The organism is Pantoea sp. GM01 (genome assembly GCF_000282675.1).
Lineage (GTDB): Bacteria > Pseudomonadota > Gammaproteobacteria > Enterobacterales > Enterobacteriaceae > Pantoea > Pantoea nemavictus.
Genome location: NZ_AKIU01000002.1, coordinates 1 through 18,572 on the forward strand (window position 1 = coordinate 1; position 18,572 = coordinate 18,572).

Consider the following 18,572-nt stretch of genomic DNA (forward strand, 5'->3'; position numbering starts at 1 on the left):
ATGTGGCTGCCGCCGTAATATTGATTCAGTTCCGCGACTTGCAGCATGTTAGCGCCCCAGATAAACGTCGATAACCCGATCGTCCGCCTGCACTTCGCGTAACGATCCCTCGGCCAACACCTGGCCCTGATGCAGCACGGTCACGTGATCGGCAATGGTTTCAACAAAGCCCATGTCGTGCTCAACCACCATCAGCGAATGCTTGCCGGCGAGACTGCGGAACAGCTCGGCGGTGTACTCGGTTTCGGCGTCGGTCATGCCCGCCGCCGGTTCATCCAGCAGCAGCAGATGCGGGTCCTGCACCAGCAGCATGCCGATTTCCAGAAACTGCTTCTGGCCGTGCGACAGCAAACCGGCCTGGCGCTGACGTTCGCCGCCGAGTCGTAGCAGCTTCAGCACCTCATCAATGCGATCCTGCTGCTCGCCGTTCAGCCGGGCGCGCAGGCTGGCCCACACCGATTTGTCATTTTTCAGCGCGATTTCCAGATTCTCGAACACCGTGAGCGCTTCAAATACCGTGGGTTTCTGGAACTTGCGTCCGATCCCAGCGCGCGCGATCTCTACCGGCGACATTTTGCTGAGATCGGTATCCTGGTCGTAGATCACCTGGCCATTATCCGGTCGGGTTTTACCGGTGATCACATCCATCAGCGTGGTTTTACCCGCGCCGTTGGGGCCGATCACGCAGCGCAGTTCGCCGACGCCGATCTGCAGTGAGAGATCGGTTAGCGCACGGAAACCGTCGAATGACACGTTGATCTTCTCCAGTTGCAATACCGGATCGGTCTGTTCACGATGGCGATCTGAAGGATGAGGTTGGGTAAACAGGTGTTCAGTCATCACGCCTCCGGCGCAGCAGGCCAATCACGCCACGCGGCAGGAACAGCGTGACCAGGATAAACATCAGGCCGAGGAAGAACAGCCAATATTCCGGGAAGGCGACGGTAAACCAGCTCTTGGCGCCGTTAACGATCGCCGCGCCCAGTAGCGGTCCAATCAAAGTGCCGCGTCCGCCTAACGCCACCCAGATTGCGGCTTCAATCGAATTGGTCGGCGACATTTCACTCGGGTTGATAATGCCGACCTGCGGCACATATAGCGCGCCCGCCAGCCCGCACAGCACCGCCGAGAGCGTCCAGACAAACAGCTTGAAGCCTTTGGGATCGTAGCCGACAAACATCAGGCGGTTTTCCGCATCGCGCACCGCCGTCAGCACGCGGCCGAATTTGCTGCGCGCCAGCGCGAAGCCGATGCCGAGACTCACCAGCAACAGCAGCACCGTGGCAACGAACAGCCCGATGCGCGTGCCGGTCGCGGTGACGTTAAAGCCAAGCAGCGTGGTGAAGCCGGTAAACCCGTTGTTACCGCCGAAGCCGGTTTCGTTGCGGAAAAACAGCAGCATGCCGGCGTAGGTCAGCGCCTGCGTCATGATCGAGAAGTAGACGCCTTTGATTTTTGAGCGAAAGGCGAAGAAGCCGAACACCAACGCCAGCAGGCCCGGCACCAGCACGATCAGGCACAGCGCCCAGGCAAAATGCTGCGTGCCCGCCCAGAACCACGGCAGCTCGCTCCACGAAAGGAATGACATAAACGCCGGCAGGCCGTCGCCGGAGGCCTGGCGCATTAAATACATGCCCATCGCATAGCCGCCGAGCGCGAAGAACAGGCCGTGACCGAGTGACAGCAAACCGGCGTAGCCCCACACCAGATCGAGCGCTACCGCGACGATGGCGTAACAGAGGATTTTGCCGACCAGCGTCAGCGTGTAGGTGGAGATCGCCAGCGGATGGGTGGCAGGCAGCAGGGCGCAGAATGGCAGCACCAGCAGCAGCGCGGTGATCACTACACCAAGGCTGAGGGTCAGGCGCGGCGCCTTACGCGCGATGGTTAACGTCATTGGCTGGCTCATCAGTCAATCACCCTCCCTTTAAAGGCAAACAGGCCCTGCGGACGTTTCTGGATAAACAGCACGATCAGCACGAGGATGAGGATTTTGCCCAACACTGCGCCTATCTGCGGTTCCAGCACTTTGTTAAGAATGCCGAGGCCAAACGCCGCCACGACGGTGCCCGCCAGCTGGCCGACGCCGCCCAGCACCACCACGAGGAAGGAGTCGATGATGTAGCCCTGACCCAGCTCCGGCCCGACGTTGCCCAACTGCGACAGCGCCACGCCGCCGAGTCCGGCAATGCCAGAACCGAGGCCAAAGGCCAGCATATCGATGCGTCCGGTGGGTACGCCGCAGCAATCAGCCATGGCGCGGTTCTGCGTCACGGCACGCACGCTGAGACCAAGGCGAGTTTTATTCAGCAGCAGCCAGGTGAGACTCAGCACGGCAAACACGAACAGGATCACCGCGATACGGTTGTACGGCAGCACCAGATTAGGCAGCAGCTGCAGACCGCCAGAGAGCCAGCTCGGGTTGGCCACTTCCAGGTTCTGCGCGCCAAACAGCATACGCACCAGCTGAATCAGCATCAGGCTGATGCCCCACGTCGCGAGCAGGGTTTCCAGCGGACGTCCGTAGAGATGGCGGATAATGGTGCGCTCCAGCAGCATGCCCATGCAGGCGGTCACCAGAAATGCCACCGGCAGCGCCAGCAGCGGATACCAGGCGAGCCACTGCGGCGCGAACTGCTGGAATAGGCTCTGCACAAACCAGGTAGCGTAGGCGCCGAGCATCAGCATTTCGCCGTGCGCCATGTTGATCACACCCAGCAGGCCGTAAGTGATCGCCAGACCGAGTGCCGCCAGCAGCAAAATCGAACCGAGCGACAGGCCAGTAAACGCCTGTCCGATCAGATCGCCCCACATCAGGCGCTGTTTAATCTGCTTCAGGCTGGTGGCGGCGGCTTCACGGACTTTAGCATCGGGCTCATTACTGGCCTGGGTTAGGCGAGTCAGGCTGGCCTGCATGTTGGGATCGCTGGATTCGCCGAGCAGCGTCACGGCTTTAAGGCGCAGCGCCGCATCCGGGCTGGCGAGTTGCAGGTTAGCGGCGGCCATCAGCAGCACGGTGTGGACCTGTGCATCTTTTTCGCTGGCGAGGCGCTGCTCAAGCAGCGGCAACATATCGGCTACGCCATCGTTTTGCAGTTGTTGCGCGGCACGTAAGCGGATCGTCGCATCGTCGCTCACCAGCTGATGAGCGGCGAGGGCGCTGGCGACCAATACGCGCAGCCGGTTATTCATAAACAGTTTTTTGCTGTCTCCAGCGGGCTGTTGCGCGCTATCGAGCGGCTGCAACGTATCGCCCTGTTTGCTGAACGGCTGCTGTTTCTGGTCGATGACCACGGTTTCATTGCGCAGCGCCTGCAGCAGCGGCAAGCGGCTAGCCTGCGGCGCGGCGGCCCACTGTTGCAGCAGCGTGGCTTGTTGGGTGCGGCTGGCGGCCGCGAAGTCTGCGCCATCGCCCGCCTGGGCGAGCCAGGGCAGCAGTAACAGCAGACAGCAGAGATAACGGCGAATTGTCATGGTTCTGGCCCTGAAGGAGGTAGTTTGAGATTGATGTTGCTGTCCCCCTCCTCGGTCCTCCCCCATAAATGGGAGAGGATGACGCTGCCATATGTTGGTTAAGGAATTACATGTGGCAGCGTCTCCTTCCCCCGTTTACGGGGGAAGGCCGGGATGGGGGACAGCGAGCACTCAATTACTGCGTTGATTTCACCGGATGGTCGGGCTTCTTGTCGTTACCCGCGATGTACGGGCTCCACGGCTGGGCGCGCACCGGTTGCTCGGTCTGCCACACCACGTTGAACTGACCGTTCTCTTCCACTTCGCCAATCATCACTGGCTTGTGTAGATGGTGGTTGGTTTTATCCATGGTCAGCGTAAAACCGTCCGGGGCTTTGAAGGTCTGGCCCGCCATCGCCGCGCGCACTTTGTCTACATCAGTGGTGCCGGCTTTCTCCACCGCCTGCGCCCACATGTGCAGGCCAACGTAGGTCGCTTCCATCGGATCGTTGGTTACCACGGTGTCGGCGTTCGGCAGGTTATGCGCTTTCGCGTAAGCGCGATAATCCTTCACAAATTGGGCGTTGGTGGGGTTATCCACCGACTCAAAGTAGTTCCACGCCGCTAACTGACCAACCAGCGGTTTGGTATCAATACCGCGCAGCTCCTCTTCACCCACCGAGAAGGCGATCACCGGAATATCGGTGGCTTTGATGCCCTGATTCGCCAGCTCTTTGTAGAACGGCACGTTGGAGTCGCCGTTGATGGTGGAGATCACCGCGGTTTTGCCCCCGGCAGAGAACTTCTTAATGTTGGAAACGATGGTCTGATAATCGCTGTAACCAAACGGCGTGTAGACCTCTTCGATGTCTTTATCCTGCACCCCTTTACTGTGCAGGAAGGCGCGCAGAATCTTGTTGGTGGTGCGGGGATAAACGTAATCAGTGCCCAGCAGGAAGAAGCGTTTAGCGCTACCGCCATCTTCACTCATCAGGTACTCCACCGCCGGAATCGCCTGCTGGTTAGGCGCAGCACCGGTGTAAAACACGTTCGGCGACATCTCTTCGCCTTCGTACTGCACCGGATAGAACAGCAGGCCGTTTAGCTCTTCAAACACCGGCAGCACCGATTTGCGCGATACCGAGGTCCAGCAGCCAAACACCGCCGCCACTTTATCCTGCGTCAGCAACTGACGCGCTTTTTCGGCGAACAGCGGCCAGTTGGAGGCGGGATCCACCACCACCGGTTCCAGCTTTTTGCCCAGCACGCCGCCTTTGGCGTTAATCTCATCGATAGTCATCAGCGCCACATCCTTCAGCGGCGTTTCGGAGATCGCCATGGTGCCGGAGAGCGAGGACATAATACCCACCTTGATGGTGTCAGCAGCCTGTGCCGCGAAGGCAAAACCCATGCTGGCAACAGAGGCAGAGAGCGCGAAAGCCTTGAGCAACGAACGTCTTTTCATCAGTAAACCCCTAACTGTGTTTGTATTGTTATTCAATGGGTTGAAGTCGAGCCTGCTGTAACATATGCAATGTAATCTTTCTGACCTCTGCCTTACTGACGGCGATGTGGTCGGTTAAAATGCGCTGCGCCTCCTCGGTCTGTTGCTGGAAAATCGCCCGTAAAATCTGGGCATGCTCTCGGTATGTCGCCTCCATTCGGTCGTCGCGCGTGAAATCGAGACGGCGAATGATGCGAATCTTTTCGGTCAGTTCGGCGTGGATACGCGCCATCTCCTGATTGCCAGCGGCCGCCACCAGCGCCATGTGAAAAGCTTCATCCTGCGCGGAGACCGCTTTGCCATCGGCCAGCGGTAGCGCATCGATCCAGAAGCTTTTCTGTGCCGTCAGGGTTTGCGCACACTGCACGGCGGGCAGGGCGCACAAGCGGCGCACCGCTTCGCACTCGAGCACGGTGCGGAAGTCGTACAGCTCTTCGAAATATTCGAAGTCAAACGGCTTCACCTGCCAGCCGCTGCGGAACCACACTTCGACGTAGCCCTCGCGCTCCAGCCAGAACAGCGCCTGACGCACCGGCGTGCGGCTGACTTCCAGCCGATCGGCGATTTCGTTCTCGCTGAAACGGTCGCCCGGCATCAGACGGAACTCAAAAATGTCCTGTTTCAGCGCCTGATAGACCTTCTCGGCCAATGCCTCAGGGCGGCCTTTGCTGCGCGGGCTCGTGTTCATGCCGTCTCCTTATTCCAGCCACAGCAGGGCATCGCCCGGACTCACCGGACGTCCTGCCTGGCAGGCAATGCGTTTCACCTGGCCTGCCTGCGGCGCGACAATCGCCAGTTCCATTTTCATCGCTTCCACGATGATCAGCGTTTGACCGGCTTCCACCACGTCGCCCGGCTGTACCAGCACTTTCCAGATGTTGCCGTTCATATCGGCGCACACCGCCAGCGCATCATCGTCGGCTTCCGCCACCTCCAGCGTCTCATCACTGGTGAGTGGCGCGTTCTGCTCTTCCTGCGCCCACAGCGTCACTTCCTGTTCGAAGGCGGCCGACTGGCGCTGACGGAATTCGCCGATCGACGCGGCGTGATCGGCCAGGAACTGCTGATGCGCGGCGAAATCGAATACCGTCTCTTCAATGCGCACCGTGGCACGGCCTTCGCGGAAGTCATCGCGCAGCTGCGTCAGTTCGTCTTCGGTGACCGGATAGAAGCGCACCTGATCGAAGAAGTGCAGCAGCCACGGCTCGTCAGCGGCGAACTGAGGGTTTTTGAGGAACTTGTTCCAGATCGGCAGGGTGCGGCCCACCAGCTGATAGCCGCCCGGCGAGTCCATGCCGTAGATGCACATGTACATGCCGCCAATGCCAACGGTGCCTTCGGCGGTGAAGGTGCGCGCCGGGCTGTATTTGGAGCTCAGCAGGCGATGGCGTGGATCGATCGGTACTGCGCACGGCGCGCCGAGATAGACGTCGCCGAGGCCGAGAATCAGATAGCTGGCATCAAAAATCGTGTCGCGTACCGCTTCACGGCTGGCTAAGCCATTAATACGCTGGATAAAATCGACGTTGTTCGGCAGCCACGGCGCGCTGGCGCGCACGGTTTCTTTGTAGCGCTCCACCGCGCCGAGCGTCGCGCTGTCTTCGAACGCCATCGGCAGCCAGACAATGCGTGACGGCACTTTCAGCTGGCTGACATCGCCCAATCCGCTCTCCAGCTCCAGCAGTAACTGCATCAGCTGTTTCTGGCTGAGGATCAGGCTGTCGTAACGTACCTGCAGAGAGCGCACGCCGGGCGACAGCTCTTCCACGCCCGGCACCGCGCGTTCACGCAGCGCATTCATCAGCAGATGCACGCGCAGACGCAGCGCCAGATCCAGCACGTTATCGCCGTACTCAATCAGCACATATTTATCGCCCGCCTGGCGATACACCGCCGCTGGCGTGGTCGCCGTGGCCGGTAACGCCGCCAGCAGGGTGGCGGAACCGATAGCGCTGGCCGCTAAAGAGGGCACCGCAAAAGCCGGTGCATGGGCACTGCGCAGGGTGGCCACGCTGTGCGCCTGGGCTTTTTCCAGCGCCACCGCTTCGTCAGCGCTAATCGGATGGAAGCGAATGCGGTCACCCGGTTTCACCTGGCCGACTTTCCACAGCTCGGCTTTGGCGATGGTCACCGGACAGACGAAGCCGCCGAGGCTTGGGCCGTCATGCGTCAGGATCACCGGGAAGTCGCCGGTGAAGTTCACCGCGCCAATGGCGTATTCGCAGTCATGCACGTTGGACGGATGCAGACCGGCTTCGCCGCCGTTGGCGCGCGTCCATGTCGGTTTCGGACCAACCAGGCGCACACCGAGGCGGTTGGAGTTGTAGTGCACCTGCCAGTCGCTGGCGAAGAACTCATCAATTGCCGCCTGAGTGAAGAAATCCGGTGCGCCGTGCGGTCCGTACAGCACGCCGATGCGCCATTCGTTGCCGTAGTGCGGCACCAATGCATGATCGAGCGCCTGCGGTGCGCTGACCGGCGCGGGCGTGGTACAGGCCGCCAGCTGCGGCTGGGAGATCGGCAGCATATCGGCGACGCGCAAGGTGCGTCCGGCGTGGCCGCCAAACTGGCCGAGCGAGAAGGTTGAGCGGCTGCCGAGATACTCCGGCACGTCAAAGCCGTTGCGCACCGCTAAATAGGTGCGGCAGCCGCTTTGCGCGCGGCCTAACGTCAGGGTTTGCCCTGCTTTAACGCTGACGGGCTGCCAGTAGGCGATGCTTTCGCCATCGACATCGGCCGCACAATCGGCGCCGGTCAGGGCGATCACCGCATCGCTATGGAAGCGCAGCGTCGGGCCTTGCAAGGTAAATTCGAGGCCCGCGGCGCTGTCGTGGTTGCCGACAATGCGGTTGGCGAGGCGGAAGGCGAAATCGTCCATCGGGCCGGATGGCGGCACGCCGATATCCCAATAGCCAAGGCGGCCAGGAAAATCCTGAATGCTGCTGAAGGTGCCGGGCTGCAGCACTTCAATCACGCTGGCGGATGGCGTGAAGCTGTCGAGGAAGCGTGTCCACACCTTGCCGCTGCGGAACGCCTCGGTGGCGACGATCTGGCGCAGATAGTCGAGGTTGCTGGCGATGCCGTGCAGCTGCGTGGCGTCGAGCGCCTGCTGCATTTTCGTTAACGCCGCTTCACGCGTCTCGGCATGCACGATCAGTTTGGCCACCATCGGATCGTAAAACGCCGAAACTTCGGTGCCGGTGTCGATCCAACCATCAACGCGCACATCGTCCGGGAAGCCAACGTGGGTCAGCACGCCGGGGCTGGGCTGGAAGTTTTTCAACGGATCTTCAGCGTAGAGGCGCACTTCAATTGAGGCGCCTTGCGGCGCCTGCTGCAGACGCGCCCATTCGATGGCATCGCCCGCCGCGACTTGCAGCATGCACTCAACCAGATCGAGACCGGTGACGCATTCGGTGACCGGATGTTCCACCTGCAGGCGGGTGTTCACTTCGAGGAAGTAGAAGGCATCCTGCTCGGCGTCGTAGATGTACTCCACCGTGCCAGCGCTGCGATAGTTGACCAGCTCGCCAAGGCGCACCGCCGAAGAGAGCAGCGCTTCACGCGTTGCCTGCGGCAGATTAGGTGCCGGTGTTTCTTCCACCACTTTCTGGTTGCGGCGCTGCAGCGAGCAGTCGCGTTCGCCGAGGGCAATTACTTTGCCGCTGCCGTCGCCAAAAATCTGCACTTCCACGTGGCGTGCGCGGTCGATGCAGCGTTCTAAAAACACTCCCGCATCGCTGAAGAACTGCTCGCCGAGACGACGCACGCTCTCCCACGCATTGCGCAGCGCGTCGGCGTCGGCGCAGCGCGTCAGACCAATGCCACCGCCGCCGGCGGTGCTTTTCAACATCACCGGATAACCGATGCTGTCGGCGGCGCTTAAGGCTTCGTCCAGCGAACTCAGTAGCGGCGTGCCCGGCGTCATTGGCACGCCAGCGCTGGCGGCTAATTCACGCGCGCGGTGTTTCAGGCCAAACTCGCCAATCTGCTGCGCGGTGGGGCCGACGAAGGCAATACCGGCTTTTTCACAGGCATCGGCGAACGGCAGGCTTTCCGAGAGGAAACCGTAGCCCGGCCAGATGGCTTCGGCACCGGTTTCCTGTGCGGCGGCGAGTATTTTATCGATGCGCAGATAGCTGTCGCTGGCTTTGTCACCGCCAAGCGCGATCGCCACATCCGCTTCTTTGACGTGGCGCGCGTTGCGATCGGCATCGGAATAGACGGCGACGCTTTTCACGCCGAGGCGTTTTAAGGTGCGGATGGCGCGACAGGCGATTTCGCCACGGTTAGCAATCAGAACGGTGCTGAACATGCTTATTTACTCCCCTGAGAAGCCAGCCAGTTGCGCCAGCCGCCAAATTCGGTAATTTCCAGCGCCTGCGACAGCACCGCCGGTTCACAGATAAAGCCTTTGACGCTGCGGCCGTCGGCCAGCGTTAACGAGCCAATGCCGAGCGGGGCGGGGATCTCCGCCACGAACTCGCCAAAGCGTGCCAGCGGGATATCCCACAGCTCGACGGTAATCGCCGCGCCGCTCTCACCGCGCAGCAGGCCCGGCTTCTTAATTGGGCCATCGAGCAGAGCAAATAGGCGGTAGTTGCTGGCGGTTTGTGTCTCTTCCACCAGCACCGCCTGACGCGTCGTCAGCTGGAAGTTGAGCGGCATACCGGTGAGATGCGCGCCTACCACCGCCACGCGTACGTGATCGGCAGAAAGCGGCAAGGTGGCAGATTCCGCTGGCTGCTTTTTGCCGGTGGCACCGAGCGGCAGCGCCATCTGCTGCTGCCAGCGCACACCAAAACCGGCCAGCGCACGATCCTGCCAGGCGGGCGCAATCAGCGTGATGCCCGCCGGTAAACCATCGGCGCGGAAGGGGGCCGGCAGCGCCAGCGCGCTGAGATCGGCAAGATTGGTGAAGTTGGTGTAAGTGCCGAACTGCGAGTTGTAGAGCACCGGCTCCTGCTGCATTTCGGCCAGCGTGTGGATGGTTGGTGAGGTGGGCACCACCAGCGCGTCGAACTGCGCCAGCGTTTGCTGAATCTGCCGCGTCAGCTCGGCACGCAGGTATTCCGCCTGATAGGCTTCGACCGCGCTGTATTTCAGGCCGCTACTGACAATCCCGAATACCACCGGATCCATCTCTTCCGGACGATTGATCATCTCGCCCACCGCCACGGTGCGCTCGGCGACCCACGGGCCGTAATAGAGCTGCTCGGCCAGCTGGTGGAACACGGAGAAATCGATAGGATGCAGCGTCGCGCCGCCCGCTTGTAACTGCGCCAGCGCGGCCAGCCACGCGGCTTCGGCCTGCTGGTCGCCGAAGAATTCGGGCGTAGCGGGAATGGCGAAATCGGGCTGCGCTTTGAAACTGGCGGGCGCGGTATGCGGATTGCTGCGCGAATAGGCATCGCCGGCATCATAACCGCCTGCGGCCGAGGCCACGGCAAAGGCATCTTCCACCGTTAATGCGAACACGGAGATGGTGTCGTTCAGGCGGCAAGCCGGCACCACGCCGCTGGCGGAGAACCAGCCTTTGGTGGGCTTAAGGCCGACGATATTGTTGAAACCGGCCGGTACGCGGCCCGAACCGGCGGTATCGGTGCCGAGTGAGAAGCCCACCAGTCCGCGCGCCAGTACCGAAGCGGAACCGGAACTGGAGCCGCCGCTGACGTAATCCGGATTGAAAGTGTTGCTCACCGCGCCAAATGGCGAACGCGTGCCGACTAAGCCAGTGGCGTATTGATCGAGGTTGGTTTTGCCAATCACCACCGCGCCTGCGGCTTTAAGCTGCGCCACCACAAAGGCATCGGCGGCGGCGGTGTAGGTGAAGGCCGGGCAGGCGGCGCTGGTCGGCCAGCCGGCGACATCAATATTGTCTTTAACCGCAAAAGGCACGCCAAACAGCGGCAGCGCGGCCGGGTTGCGCTGATAACTCGCCAGCAGCGGCTCAATTTGTGCCTGCAGCTGCGCGGGTGTGGCGAGATAAAGCCAGGCGTTATCCTGCGCGTCGATTGCGTCGAGATGTGCTGCCAGCAGGGAAGTAATTTGCTGTGGATCCTGTTGGTAACTGCGTTGCCAATCCTGGAGCGTAAAGCCAAAGGTCAATGCCATGAGTGAATTCCAACTGGTATACAAGATGGAATTCAACAGAGCAAAGTGCGTGCCATTTTTGTAAGCCAATGAAAGCGCGTAGTTAATTGATGTGTAATACGTTTTTCTGATGATAAATTGCACAACAGCGGCGCAAGCGCTGTGCAATGGCGGTGCGCGAGCGTAAATTTTGTGAAGAACATGGCAAGAGACGGTTGGCTTGGTTAGCATGAAGGAAGTCTGGCATGAGCTGGATCGCAGCACTGAGAGGAGAGCGTAATGGAGAAGTGGCGTTACTGGATGCTAGGGATCTGTCTGGTCAGCACGGCCAGCAGCGCATGGGCCGATTCGCTGGATCAGCAGCGGCAGCGCTATGCGCAAATCAAGCAAGCCTGGGATAACAAACAGATGGACCAGGTGACGCAGCTGATGCCGACGCTGCAGGATTACCCGCTCTACCCGTATCTGCAATACCGGCTGCTGGCGCAGGATCTCGATCAAGAGACGCCGCTGGCGGTGAAGAATTTTATTCAACAGTATCCTACGCTGCCACCGGCGCGCTCGCTCTCAACACGCTTTGTGAATGTGTTGGCCAATCGTCAGGACTGGCAAGGCGTGCTCAGCTTCAGCCCGGATGAGCCGAAACCGGTGCAGGCGCGCTGTAACTGGTATTACGCCAAATGGGCCACCGGGCAACAGCAGGCGGCGTTTGCCGGGGCCAAAGAAATTTGGCTGCGCGGCACCGCGTTGCCGAATGACTGTGACAAGCTGTTCTCGGTCTGGCAAGCCAGCGGGCAGCTCTCGCCGATCACCATTCTAGAGCGTATCCGTCTGGCGATGAAAGCCGGTAACGATAGCCTGGTGAATTATCTGGCGAAAATGCTGCCGGCGGATTATCAAACCACCGCCAGCGCGCTGATTGCGCTGCAGCAGAATCCGCAAACCGTCACTACCTTTGCCAGCAGCATGGGCCCCACTGATTTCACCCGCATGGCGACCAGCTATGCCTTCGCCCGCGTGGCGCGTGAGGATATGGACAACGCGCGCATGATGATTCCGCAACTGGTGCAGGCGCAGAAGATGAGCCAGGCCGATGAGCAGGATCTGAAAGAGACGGTGGTATGGCGCATGATGGGCGCGGATCTCACCAGCGAGCAGGCGCGCTGGCGTGATGCGGTAGTGATGAACAGCGAATCCACCGCGCTGGTGGAGCGCCGTGTTCGTCTGGCGCTGAGCCAGAACGATCGCCGCGGGCTGAATACCTGGATCGCGCGTTTGCCGGTGGAAGCCAAAGAGAAAGATGAGTGGCAATACTGGCAGGCCGATTTGCTGATTTCGCAGGGCCGCAAAGAGGAAGCGAACGACATTCTGCGCAAGCTGATGCAGGCGCGCGGCTTCTATCCGATGGTGGCGGCGCAACGTCTTGGCGTGGAGTATCCGTTGCAGGTTGATAAAGCGCCGGCAGCTGATAATAGCGTGGTGCAGGGCGCGGAGATGGCGCGCGTGCGCGAGCTGATGTACTGGGGTCTGGATAACCTGGCGCGCAGCGAATGGGCCAATCTGATCTCCAGTAAAACCCATTCCCAGCAGCAGATGCTGGCGCGTTATGCCAACGAGCAGGATTGGTGGGATCTCAGCGTGCAGGCCACCATTACCGCGAAAATGTGGGATAGCCTGAAAGAGCGCTTCCCATTGGCGTGGCAAAATCTGTATCAGCAATACACCAGCGACAAAGGCATTCCACCGAGTTATGCGATGGCGATTTCACGTCAGGAGAGCGCGTGGAATCCGAAGGCGCGTTCACCGGTGGGCGCCAGCGGCTTGATGCAGGTCATGCCCGGCACGGCGACGCATACCGTGAAGATGTATAACATTCCCGGCTATGTGAACAGCAGCCAGCTGTTGGATCCGCAGACCAATATTCAGATCGGTACCCAGTATCTGGAGTATGTCTATCAGCAGTTCGGTCAGAACCGCATCTTCGCCTCGGCGGCTTACAACGCAGGGCCGGGACGCGTGCGCAGCTGGCAGAAAACCAGCGGGGGGAATCTGGATGCGGTGGCGTTTATCGAGACCATTCCGTTCTCAGAAACGCGTGGCTACGTGAAAAACGTGCTGGCCTACGATGCCTATTATCGCTACTTCATGGGCAAGCCGGATAAGATTCTCGCTGACAGTGAGTGGAATCGCCAGTATTGACTGTGCTATGCTTCCGTACTCGTTAATGAGTACGGAAGTCCTTCATGAGCCAACCCCTTTCTTCCCAGCCGGAATCGGCTCAGCCTGTTGAAGATAACTGGCTGCGTTTTATCGAACTGATGCAAAACGCCTTTGCCGATGGCGTGGCGCTGCCGTTGCTACAGCTGATGATGACGCCGGATGAACGTGAGTCCTTCGGCACGCGTTTGCGCATTATCGAAGAGCTGATGAACGGTGAGATGAGCCAGCGTGAACTGAAGAATGAGTTGGGCGTGGGTATCGCTACGATAACGCGCGGTTCAAATAGCCTGAAAGAAGCGCCGCCAGAGCTGAAACGCTGGCTGGAAGCGCGTCTGGGACGCGATTAACGCTGATTGTAAAGCGGATGCGTAAACGGACACAGCGCGAGAATCAACGCCTGATGATAGACGCTGGAGCGGCTTAGCAGGCCGTGAGTAAAGGCGCCAATCGCGCCACCTTTGTGTTTGATATTCTCTACGCCGGTCAGGCGTGCCATCTCGTCACCGAGTTCACGTCCGGCGGCTAAGCCTGCTACGACGATCGGCGGCAGGGTAAAGCTGGCCGAACGCGATTCACCGCGCTGCTGCGCATTTTCAATCACCATCCACGCAAAGGCGCAATCGCCTTCAATGCCCGCTTCAATCGCCACCCAATAATCCGCCTGTGGACGCTCCTGACGGGCGTTCGCTACGCGTTGACGTGCGCCAGTTCGCGTTTCGACATCGCTAAGTGGCTGAGCTGCGACGCCGCTCTCGACCTCGACCCCTTCAATGTGGCAGGATCCTTCGCCGAAAACGTCGTTGAACGCCTGAGCAATCGCGCGAATTTTTGCCGGGTTGATGGTGGCTGCGACAACATGGTACATAATTGTTTGAACCCTCGAGGCAAATTTGTCGCAGTATAACGGAAATTAAGCATGCTACAGGTCTATCTTGTTCGTCACGGTGAAACGGTATGGAATGCGGCGCGACGCATTCAGGGGCAGTCTGACAGCCCGTTAACGGAAAAAGGTGAGCAGCAGGCTCATCAGGTTGGCGAGCGCGTGAAATCGCTGGGCATTACCCACGTGATTGCCAGCGATTTAGGACGCACACGTCGCACGGCGGAGATCATCGCCGACGCGTGTGGCTGCACCGTTACGCTCGACGCGCGTCTGCGTGAGCTCAACATGGGCTGCCTGGAACAACGTCCACTCGATGGCTTGACGGAAGAAGAGGAAAACTGGCGTAAAACGCTGGTGGACGGCACCACAGCGGGCCGTATTCCGGGTGGCGAATCGATGGCGGAGATGGCGGCGCGTATGCACGAAGCGCTGAATGCGCTGCTGGCGTTGCCAGCTGGCAGCCGTCCGCTGATTGTCAGCCACGGCATGGCGCTTGGCGTGCTGGTCAGCACCATTCTCGGCTTACCTGCGCATGCAGAACGTCGTTTGCGTCTGCGCAACTGCTCGATTTCGCGTGTGGATCATCAGCAAAGCGCCTGGCTGGCGGCTGGTTGGGTGGTCGAAACGGCGGGCGATGTTTCGCATCTGGATGCCCCCGCGCTGGATGAATTGCAGCGTTGAGCTAAATAAAAAATGCCGTCATGATGACGGCATTTTGTTTTTAGTGATTTGTTTGCGGGCGAATCGGAATCAGGTATTCGCAGCGGATTTCCGCTGGCGGCTCGCTACGTTTCTTGCCACCGTGGGTGAAGAAACGCTCGATATCCTGTCCCTGACGACGCACTAAACCGAGCGTTGGCATGCAGGTTCCGTACAGCAGCAGGATGAACTCACCCAGCGCACTGCGTGCACCGTTGTAAGTAAACTGCACGTAATCACCGGCTTCAACCACCACGCTTTGATTCGATTGCATACTCTTCGCCAGCTGATCGGCGGGCACCGCTGTGGTGTACAGAATCTCTTGCTCATCATCCTTTTCATGGCTGGCACGCACCTGATGCAGGCCGTATAGCACCGGCGGCACCGTGTCGGTTTCCAGCAGGAACTGTTTCCAGAAATGCATGCGCATCTCATCGCGGTAGCTGGAAATTTGCTCCAGCGTGCAGGAGTAGCTCTGCGTCTGGCCCACCAACACCGTTTCCGGCAGCGTGACAAACTGCGCTTCCGGCAGGCTGCTATCGTCCAGGCGAATCGGCGGGCGAATACCGAACGAGTTCCACTCCGATGAGCGACGATACCAGGCGGGCGTTTGATTGAACTGCTTTTTAAACGCGCGGGTAAAGGTCTGCTGTGAATCGAAACGATATTGTAGAGCGATGTCAAGGATGGGGCGGCTGGTCAGGCGTAACGCCACCGCGGCTTTCGACAGCCGACGCGCGCGGATATACGCGCCAATTGCGTGGCTGGTTACTTCCTTGAACATCCGCTGCAGGTGCCACTTGGAATAGCCTGCTTTCTGCGCAACGTTATCTAATGAAAGCGGTTGGTCCAGATGGCTCTCCAGCCAGACAAGCAAATCGCGAATGATACCGGCTTGGTCCATAAAACATCCTCATAACTCTCTGGTGGCGCAACTATGAAGTCGTCGAATAATAGCACGAAATGCACAAAAGCGTGGGGGCGGTTTGCTAATCGAGTGTGCTAAGTCAATGCGGGTTAAAACCCGTTTAGGTTTGGTTCTGTGTTCAATTGACAGTACATTACATTCTCATCTATTCGATTGGCAATGGTAACTCAATGACAATAGCTCGTATTCTTATAATCACGCTGGCAACTTATGTGTTCAGCGCTGGCGTTCAGGCTGAAGAGATCGGCTCAGTTGACACGGTGTTCAAGATATTTGGCCCCGATCATAAGATCGTGGTCGAAGCCTTCGATGACCCCGATGTAAAAAATGTAACCTGTTATATCAGCCGGGCAAAAACCGGTGGTATCAAAGGGGGATTAGGTTTGGCGGAAGACACGTCCGACTCAGCCATCTCCTGTCAACAGGTTGGGCCGGTAGAGCTTAGCGATAAAATCGCACAAGGCAAGTCGCAGGGCGAAGTGGTATTTAAAAAACGCACTTCACTGGTGTTTAAGAAGTTGCAGGTGGTGCGCTTCTTCGATCAGAAACGTCATGCGCTGGTGTATCTGAGTTACTCAGATAAGGTGGTAGACGGCTCGCCGAAGAATGCGCTAAGTGCCGTGCCGATCATGCCGTGGCATTAATACAGGCATAAAAAAACGCCCTGACGGGCGTTTTTCCTTTCAAAACTTAGTCCTGCAGTTCGCCGCAGAAACGGTAACCTTCGCCGTGAATGGTGGCGATGATTTCTGGCGTATCTGGCGTGGATTCGAAATGCTTGCGGATGCGGCGGATGGTGACATCCACGGTACGGTCATGCGGCTTGAGCTCGCGGCCGGTCATCTTCTTCAGCAAGTCACCACGCGTTTGAATTTTGCCTGGATTCTCACAGAAGTGCAGCATGGCGCGGAATTCACTGCGCGGCAGCTTGTACTGGTCGCCGTTCGGGCTGATCAATGAGCGGCTATTGATATCCAGCTCCCAGCCGTTAAAGCGATAGCTCTCAACCTGGCGGCGCTCTTCACTCGGCATGGCCAGATTCATGGTTCGCGACAGCAAATTGCGCGCACGAATCGTCAGCTCACGTGGGTTGAAGGGTTTGGTGATGTAATCATCGGCACCAATTTCCAGACCGAGGATTTTATCCACTTCATTATCACGACCGGTCAGGAACATCAGCGCAACGTTTGCTTGTTCACGCAATTCGCGTGCCAGCAGCAAACCGTTTTTACCTGGCAGGTTGATATCCATGATCACCAGATTGACGTCGTTCTCCGTCAGGACCTGATGCATTTCGGCGCCGTCGGTGGCTTCATAGACCACGTAACCTTCTGCCTCAAAGATACTTTTGAGGGTGTTACGCGTGACCAGTTCGTCTTCAACGATAAGAATGTGCGGGGTCTGCATGTTTCGCTACCTAAAATTTGCCAACAAATCGAAAACAGGGCGTACGTCGGTTACGCTATTTGCGGTAACCGGTATACGAAATAATCTTCGGAATACACCATCCATCTACGTCAACTTCAGTGTTAGCTCAGCCAGTCAGGATGGATATTTGCGCGCCCCGAGAATATCGGACAGGCGCTCATCCTAACCGTATTAACAGCAACCTAACAGCACCAACAACAACCGATAAGCATAAAAACAACGCTTCGTTGACTTATATCAAATGCAAGTGTAGCACGTTAACACTTTTATGAAAAACTTCTCCAGGATTGCTAGTTTAGCTCACAAAATGCAGCAATTTTGCTACATTTATCCCTTATAGAAGCAAAAGTTAAACGCGCAGGAATTTATATTTCAATAAATTGAAAGGAAAGGGTTTTATATAAATTAAGTCCTATAATTTTGCTTATGCCTGCTAATTTACTCTACATGGAGATTTCCCGCTGTTTTAACATCGTTAACATCTTATTTTCTCTTATCGCCGTGGTTGGTATTTTTTCTGCTGCATGCCAACATAAAGCGCGTTGTTAACCGTCCGATGGAAAAATCATGCATTTCCCCTTAATCCTTGTTTCTCCCGCCCGTCCGGAAAATATCGGCGCGGCTGCCCGTGCCATGAAAACCATGGGATTTAGCGAGTTGCGTATTGTCGCCAGCGATGCCTGGCAGGACCCCGCTGCACGACGTGTGGCACACGGTGCCGGCGCGATCCTTGATAACGTGAAAACCTATGCCACGCTGAGCGAGGCGCTCAAGGATGTCGATTTCTCGGTGGCGACCACCGCGCGCAGCCGTGCAAAGTTTCGCTACTACGCTACGCCGGCGCAGGTGGAAAATATCCTGCAAGAGAAGCGCCAATGGCTGAGCCGTATCGCACTGGTTTTTGGCCGTGAGGACAGCGGTTTAACCAATGAGGAGCTGGAGCAGGTTGACCTGTTGACCGGCATTCCGATGGCAAATGACTATCCATCACTTAACCTCGGCCAGGCCGTGATGGTCTATTGCTATCAGCTGTCAGCGCTGAATCAAATTGCGGCCGAACCTGCTGAAGCGGCAAACGCGCATCAACTGCAGGCGCTGCGTGAGCGTTTCCATCAGCTGTTGGCGAAGCTGGATGTCAGCGATGACGCCAAAATGGCTGACTGGATCGACCAGCGTATTGGCCTGCTGGAACAGCGCGATAGCGCTATGCTGCATCGCTTGTTACACGATGTAGAAAAAAAACTTATAGATAATTGCTCGGATAAATCCTGAGTTGGCAGTGACTGATCGTGGAAATCGCAGCCTCTTATGAACGATCCCGATACGATTTGTGCCAGCAAGCGCACTACTGCGCAGCCGTGCCG

Annotated in this window: 15 protein-coding genes; 5 read left to right on the forward strand and 10 right to left on the reverse strand. The window is 58.3% G+C overall.

Going from position 1 to position 18,572, the window contains the following annotated elements:
- Positions 1-48: 48 nt before the first annotated feature.
- The 7 genes from urtD to atzF form a co-directional block, all read right to left on the reverse strand.
- Positions 49-840: an urea ABC transporter ATP-binding protein UrtD gene (gene urtD / locus PMI17_RS00265; protein ID WP_007884909.1), complete on the reverse strand. Its 792-nt coding sequence runs from the start codon at positions 838-840 to the stop codon at positions 49-51.
- Positions 833-1,909, reverse strand: coding sequence for an urea ABC transporter permease subunit UrtC (gene urtC, locus PMI17_RS00270; RefSeq protein ID WP_007884911.1), 1,077 nt, complete (start codon positions 1,907-1,909; stop codon positions 833-835). The genes urtD and urtC overlap by 8 nt, the downstream gene beginning before the upstream one ends.
- Complete coding sequence (urtB, locus tag PMI17_RS00275) at positions 1,909-3,474, reverse strand: urea ABC transporter permease subunit UrtB (protein ID WP_007884913.1); 1,566 nt, start codon at positions 3,472-3,474, stop codon at positions 1,909-1,911. The genes urtC and urtB overlap by 1 nt, the downstream gene beginning before the upstream one ends.
- Positions 3,475-3,649: 175 nt before the next feature.
- Positions 3,650-4,918, reverse strand: coding sequence for an urea ABC transporter substrate-binding protein (gene urtA / locus PMI17_RS00280; protein ID WP_007884919.1), 1,269 nt, complete (start codon positions 4,916-4,918; stop codon positions 3,650-3,652).
- Positions 4,919-4,946: 28 nt separating this feature from the next.
- Positions 4,947-5,645: a GntR family transcriptional regulator gene (locus PMI17_RS00285; RefSeq protein ID WP_007884920.1), complete on the reverse strand. Its 699-nt coding sequence runs from the start codon at positions 5,643-5,645 to the stop codon at positions 4,947-4,949.
- A 9-nt stretch (positions 5,646-5,654) separates the two neighbouring features.
- Positions 5,655-9,272, reverse strand: a complete 3,618-nt coding sequence (gene uca, locus PMI17_RS00290) for an urea carboxylase (protein WP_007884921.1) — start codon at positions 9,270-9,272, stop codon at positions 5,655-5,657.
- 2 nt (positions 9,273-9,274) lie between these two features.
- Positions 9,275-11,071 (reverse strand): allophanate hydrolase, encoded by a 1,797-nt coding sequence (atzF, locus tag PMI17_RS00295; protein ID WP_007884922.1) that lies wholly within the window; start codon positions 11,069-11,071, stop codon positions 9,275-9,277.
- 258 nt (positions 11,072-11,329) lie between these two features.
- On the opposite strand from atzF, the gene sltY reads away from it, so the two are divergent.
- Positions 11,330-13,249, forward strand: coding sequence for a murein transglycosylase (sltY, locus tag PMI17_RS00300; protein ID WP_007884923.1), 1,920 nt, complete (start codon positions 11,330-11,332; stop codon positions 13,247-13,249).
- Positions 13,250-13,293: 44 nt separating this feature from the next.
- Entirely contained in the window at positions 13,294-13,617 is a 324-nt protein-coding gene (trpR, locus tag PMI17_RS00305; protein WP_007884925.1) for a trp operon repressor, read from the forward strand.
- Here the strand turns inward: trpR and yjjX are convergent.
- Positions 13,614-14,135 (reverse strand): inosine/xanthosine triphosphatase, encoded by a 522-nt coding sequence (gene yjjX, locus PMI17_RS00310; RefSeq protein WP_007884926.1) that lies wholly within the window; start codon positions 14,133-14,135, stop codon positions 13,614-13,616. The genes trpR and yjjX overlap by 4 nt on opposite strands.
- 51 nt (positions 14,136-14,186) lie before the next feature.
- Between yjjX and gpmB the strand changes: the two genes are divergently transcribed.
- Positions 14,187-14,834, forward strand: a complete 648-nt coding sequence (gene gpmB / locus PMI17_RS00315; protein ID WP_007884928.1) for a 2,3-diphosphoglycerate-dependent phosphoglycerate mutase GpmB — start codon at positions 14,187-14,189, stop codon at positions 14,832-14,834.
- 40 nt (positions 14,835-14,874) lie between these two features.
- Here the strand turns inward: gpmB and robA are convergent, their stop codons facing one another.
- Positions 14,875-15,756: an MDR efflux pump AcrAB transcriptional activator RobA gene (robA, locus tag PMI17_RS00320; RefSeq protein ID WP_007884929.1), complete on the reverse strand. Its 882-nt coding sequence runs from the start codon at positions 15,754-15,756 to the stop codon at positions 14,875-14,877.
- Between the two features lie 194 nt (positions 15,757-15,950).
- Between robA and creA the strand changes: the two genes are divergently transcribed.
- Positions 15,951-16,424, forward strand: a complete 474-nt coding sequence (gene creA, locus PMI17_RS00325; protein WP_007884931.1) for a protein CreA — start codon at positions 15,951-15,953, stop codon at positions 16,422-16,424.
- A gap of 46 nt (positions 16,425-16,470) precedes the next feature.
- On the opposite strand, the gene arcA is transcribed toward creA, so the two are convergent.
- Positions 16,471-17,187, reverse strand: coding sequence for a two-component system response regulator ArcA (gene arcA / locus PMI17_RS00330; protein WP_007884933.1), 717 nt, complete (start codon positions 17,185-17,187; stop codon positions 16,471-16,473).
- A gap of 588 nt (positions 17,188-17,775) precedes the next feature.
- Here arcA and PMI17_RS00335 point away from each other — a divergent pair.
- The gene (locus PMI17_RS00335) at positions 17,776-18,480 is read left to right on the forward strand and encodes a tRNA/rRNA methyltransferase (RefSeq protein ID WP_007884935.1); all 705 of its coding nucleotides are present in this window, start codon (positions 17,776-17,778) and stop codon (positions 18,478-18,480) included.
- Positions 18,481-18,572 lie beyond the last annotated feature (92 nt).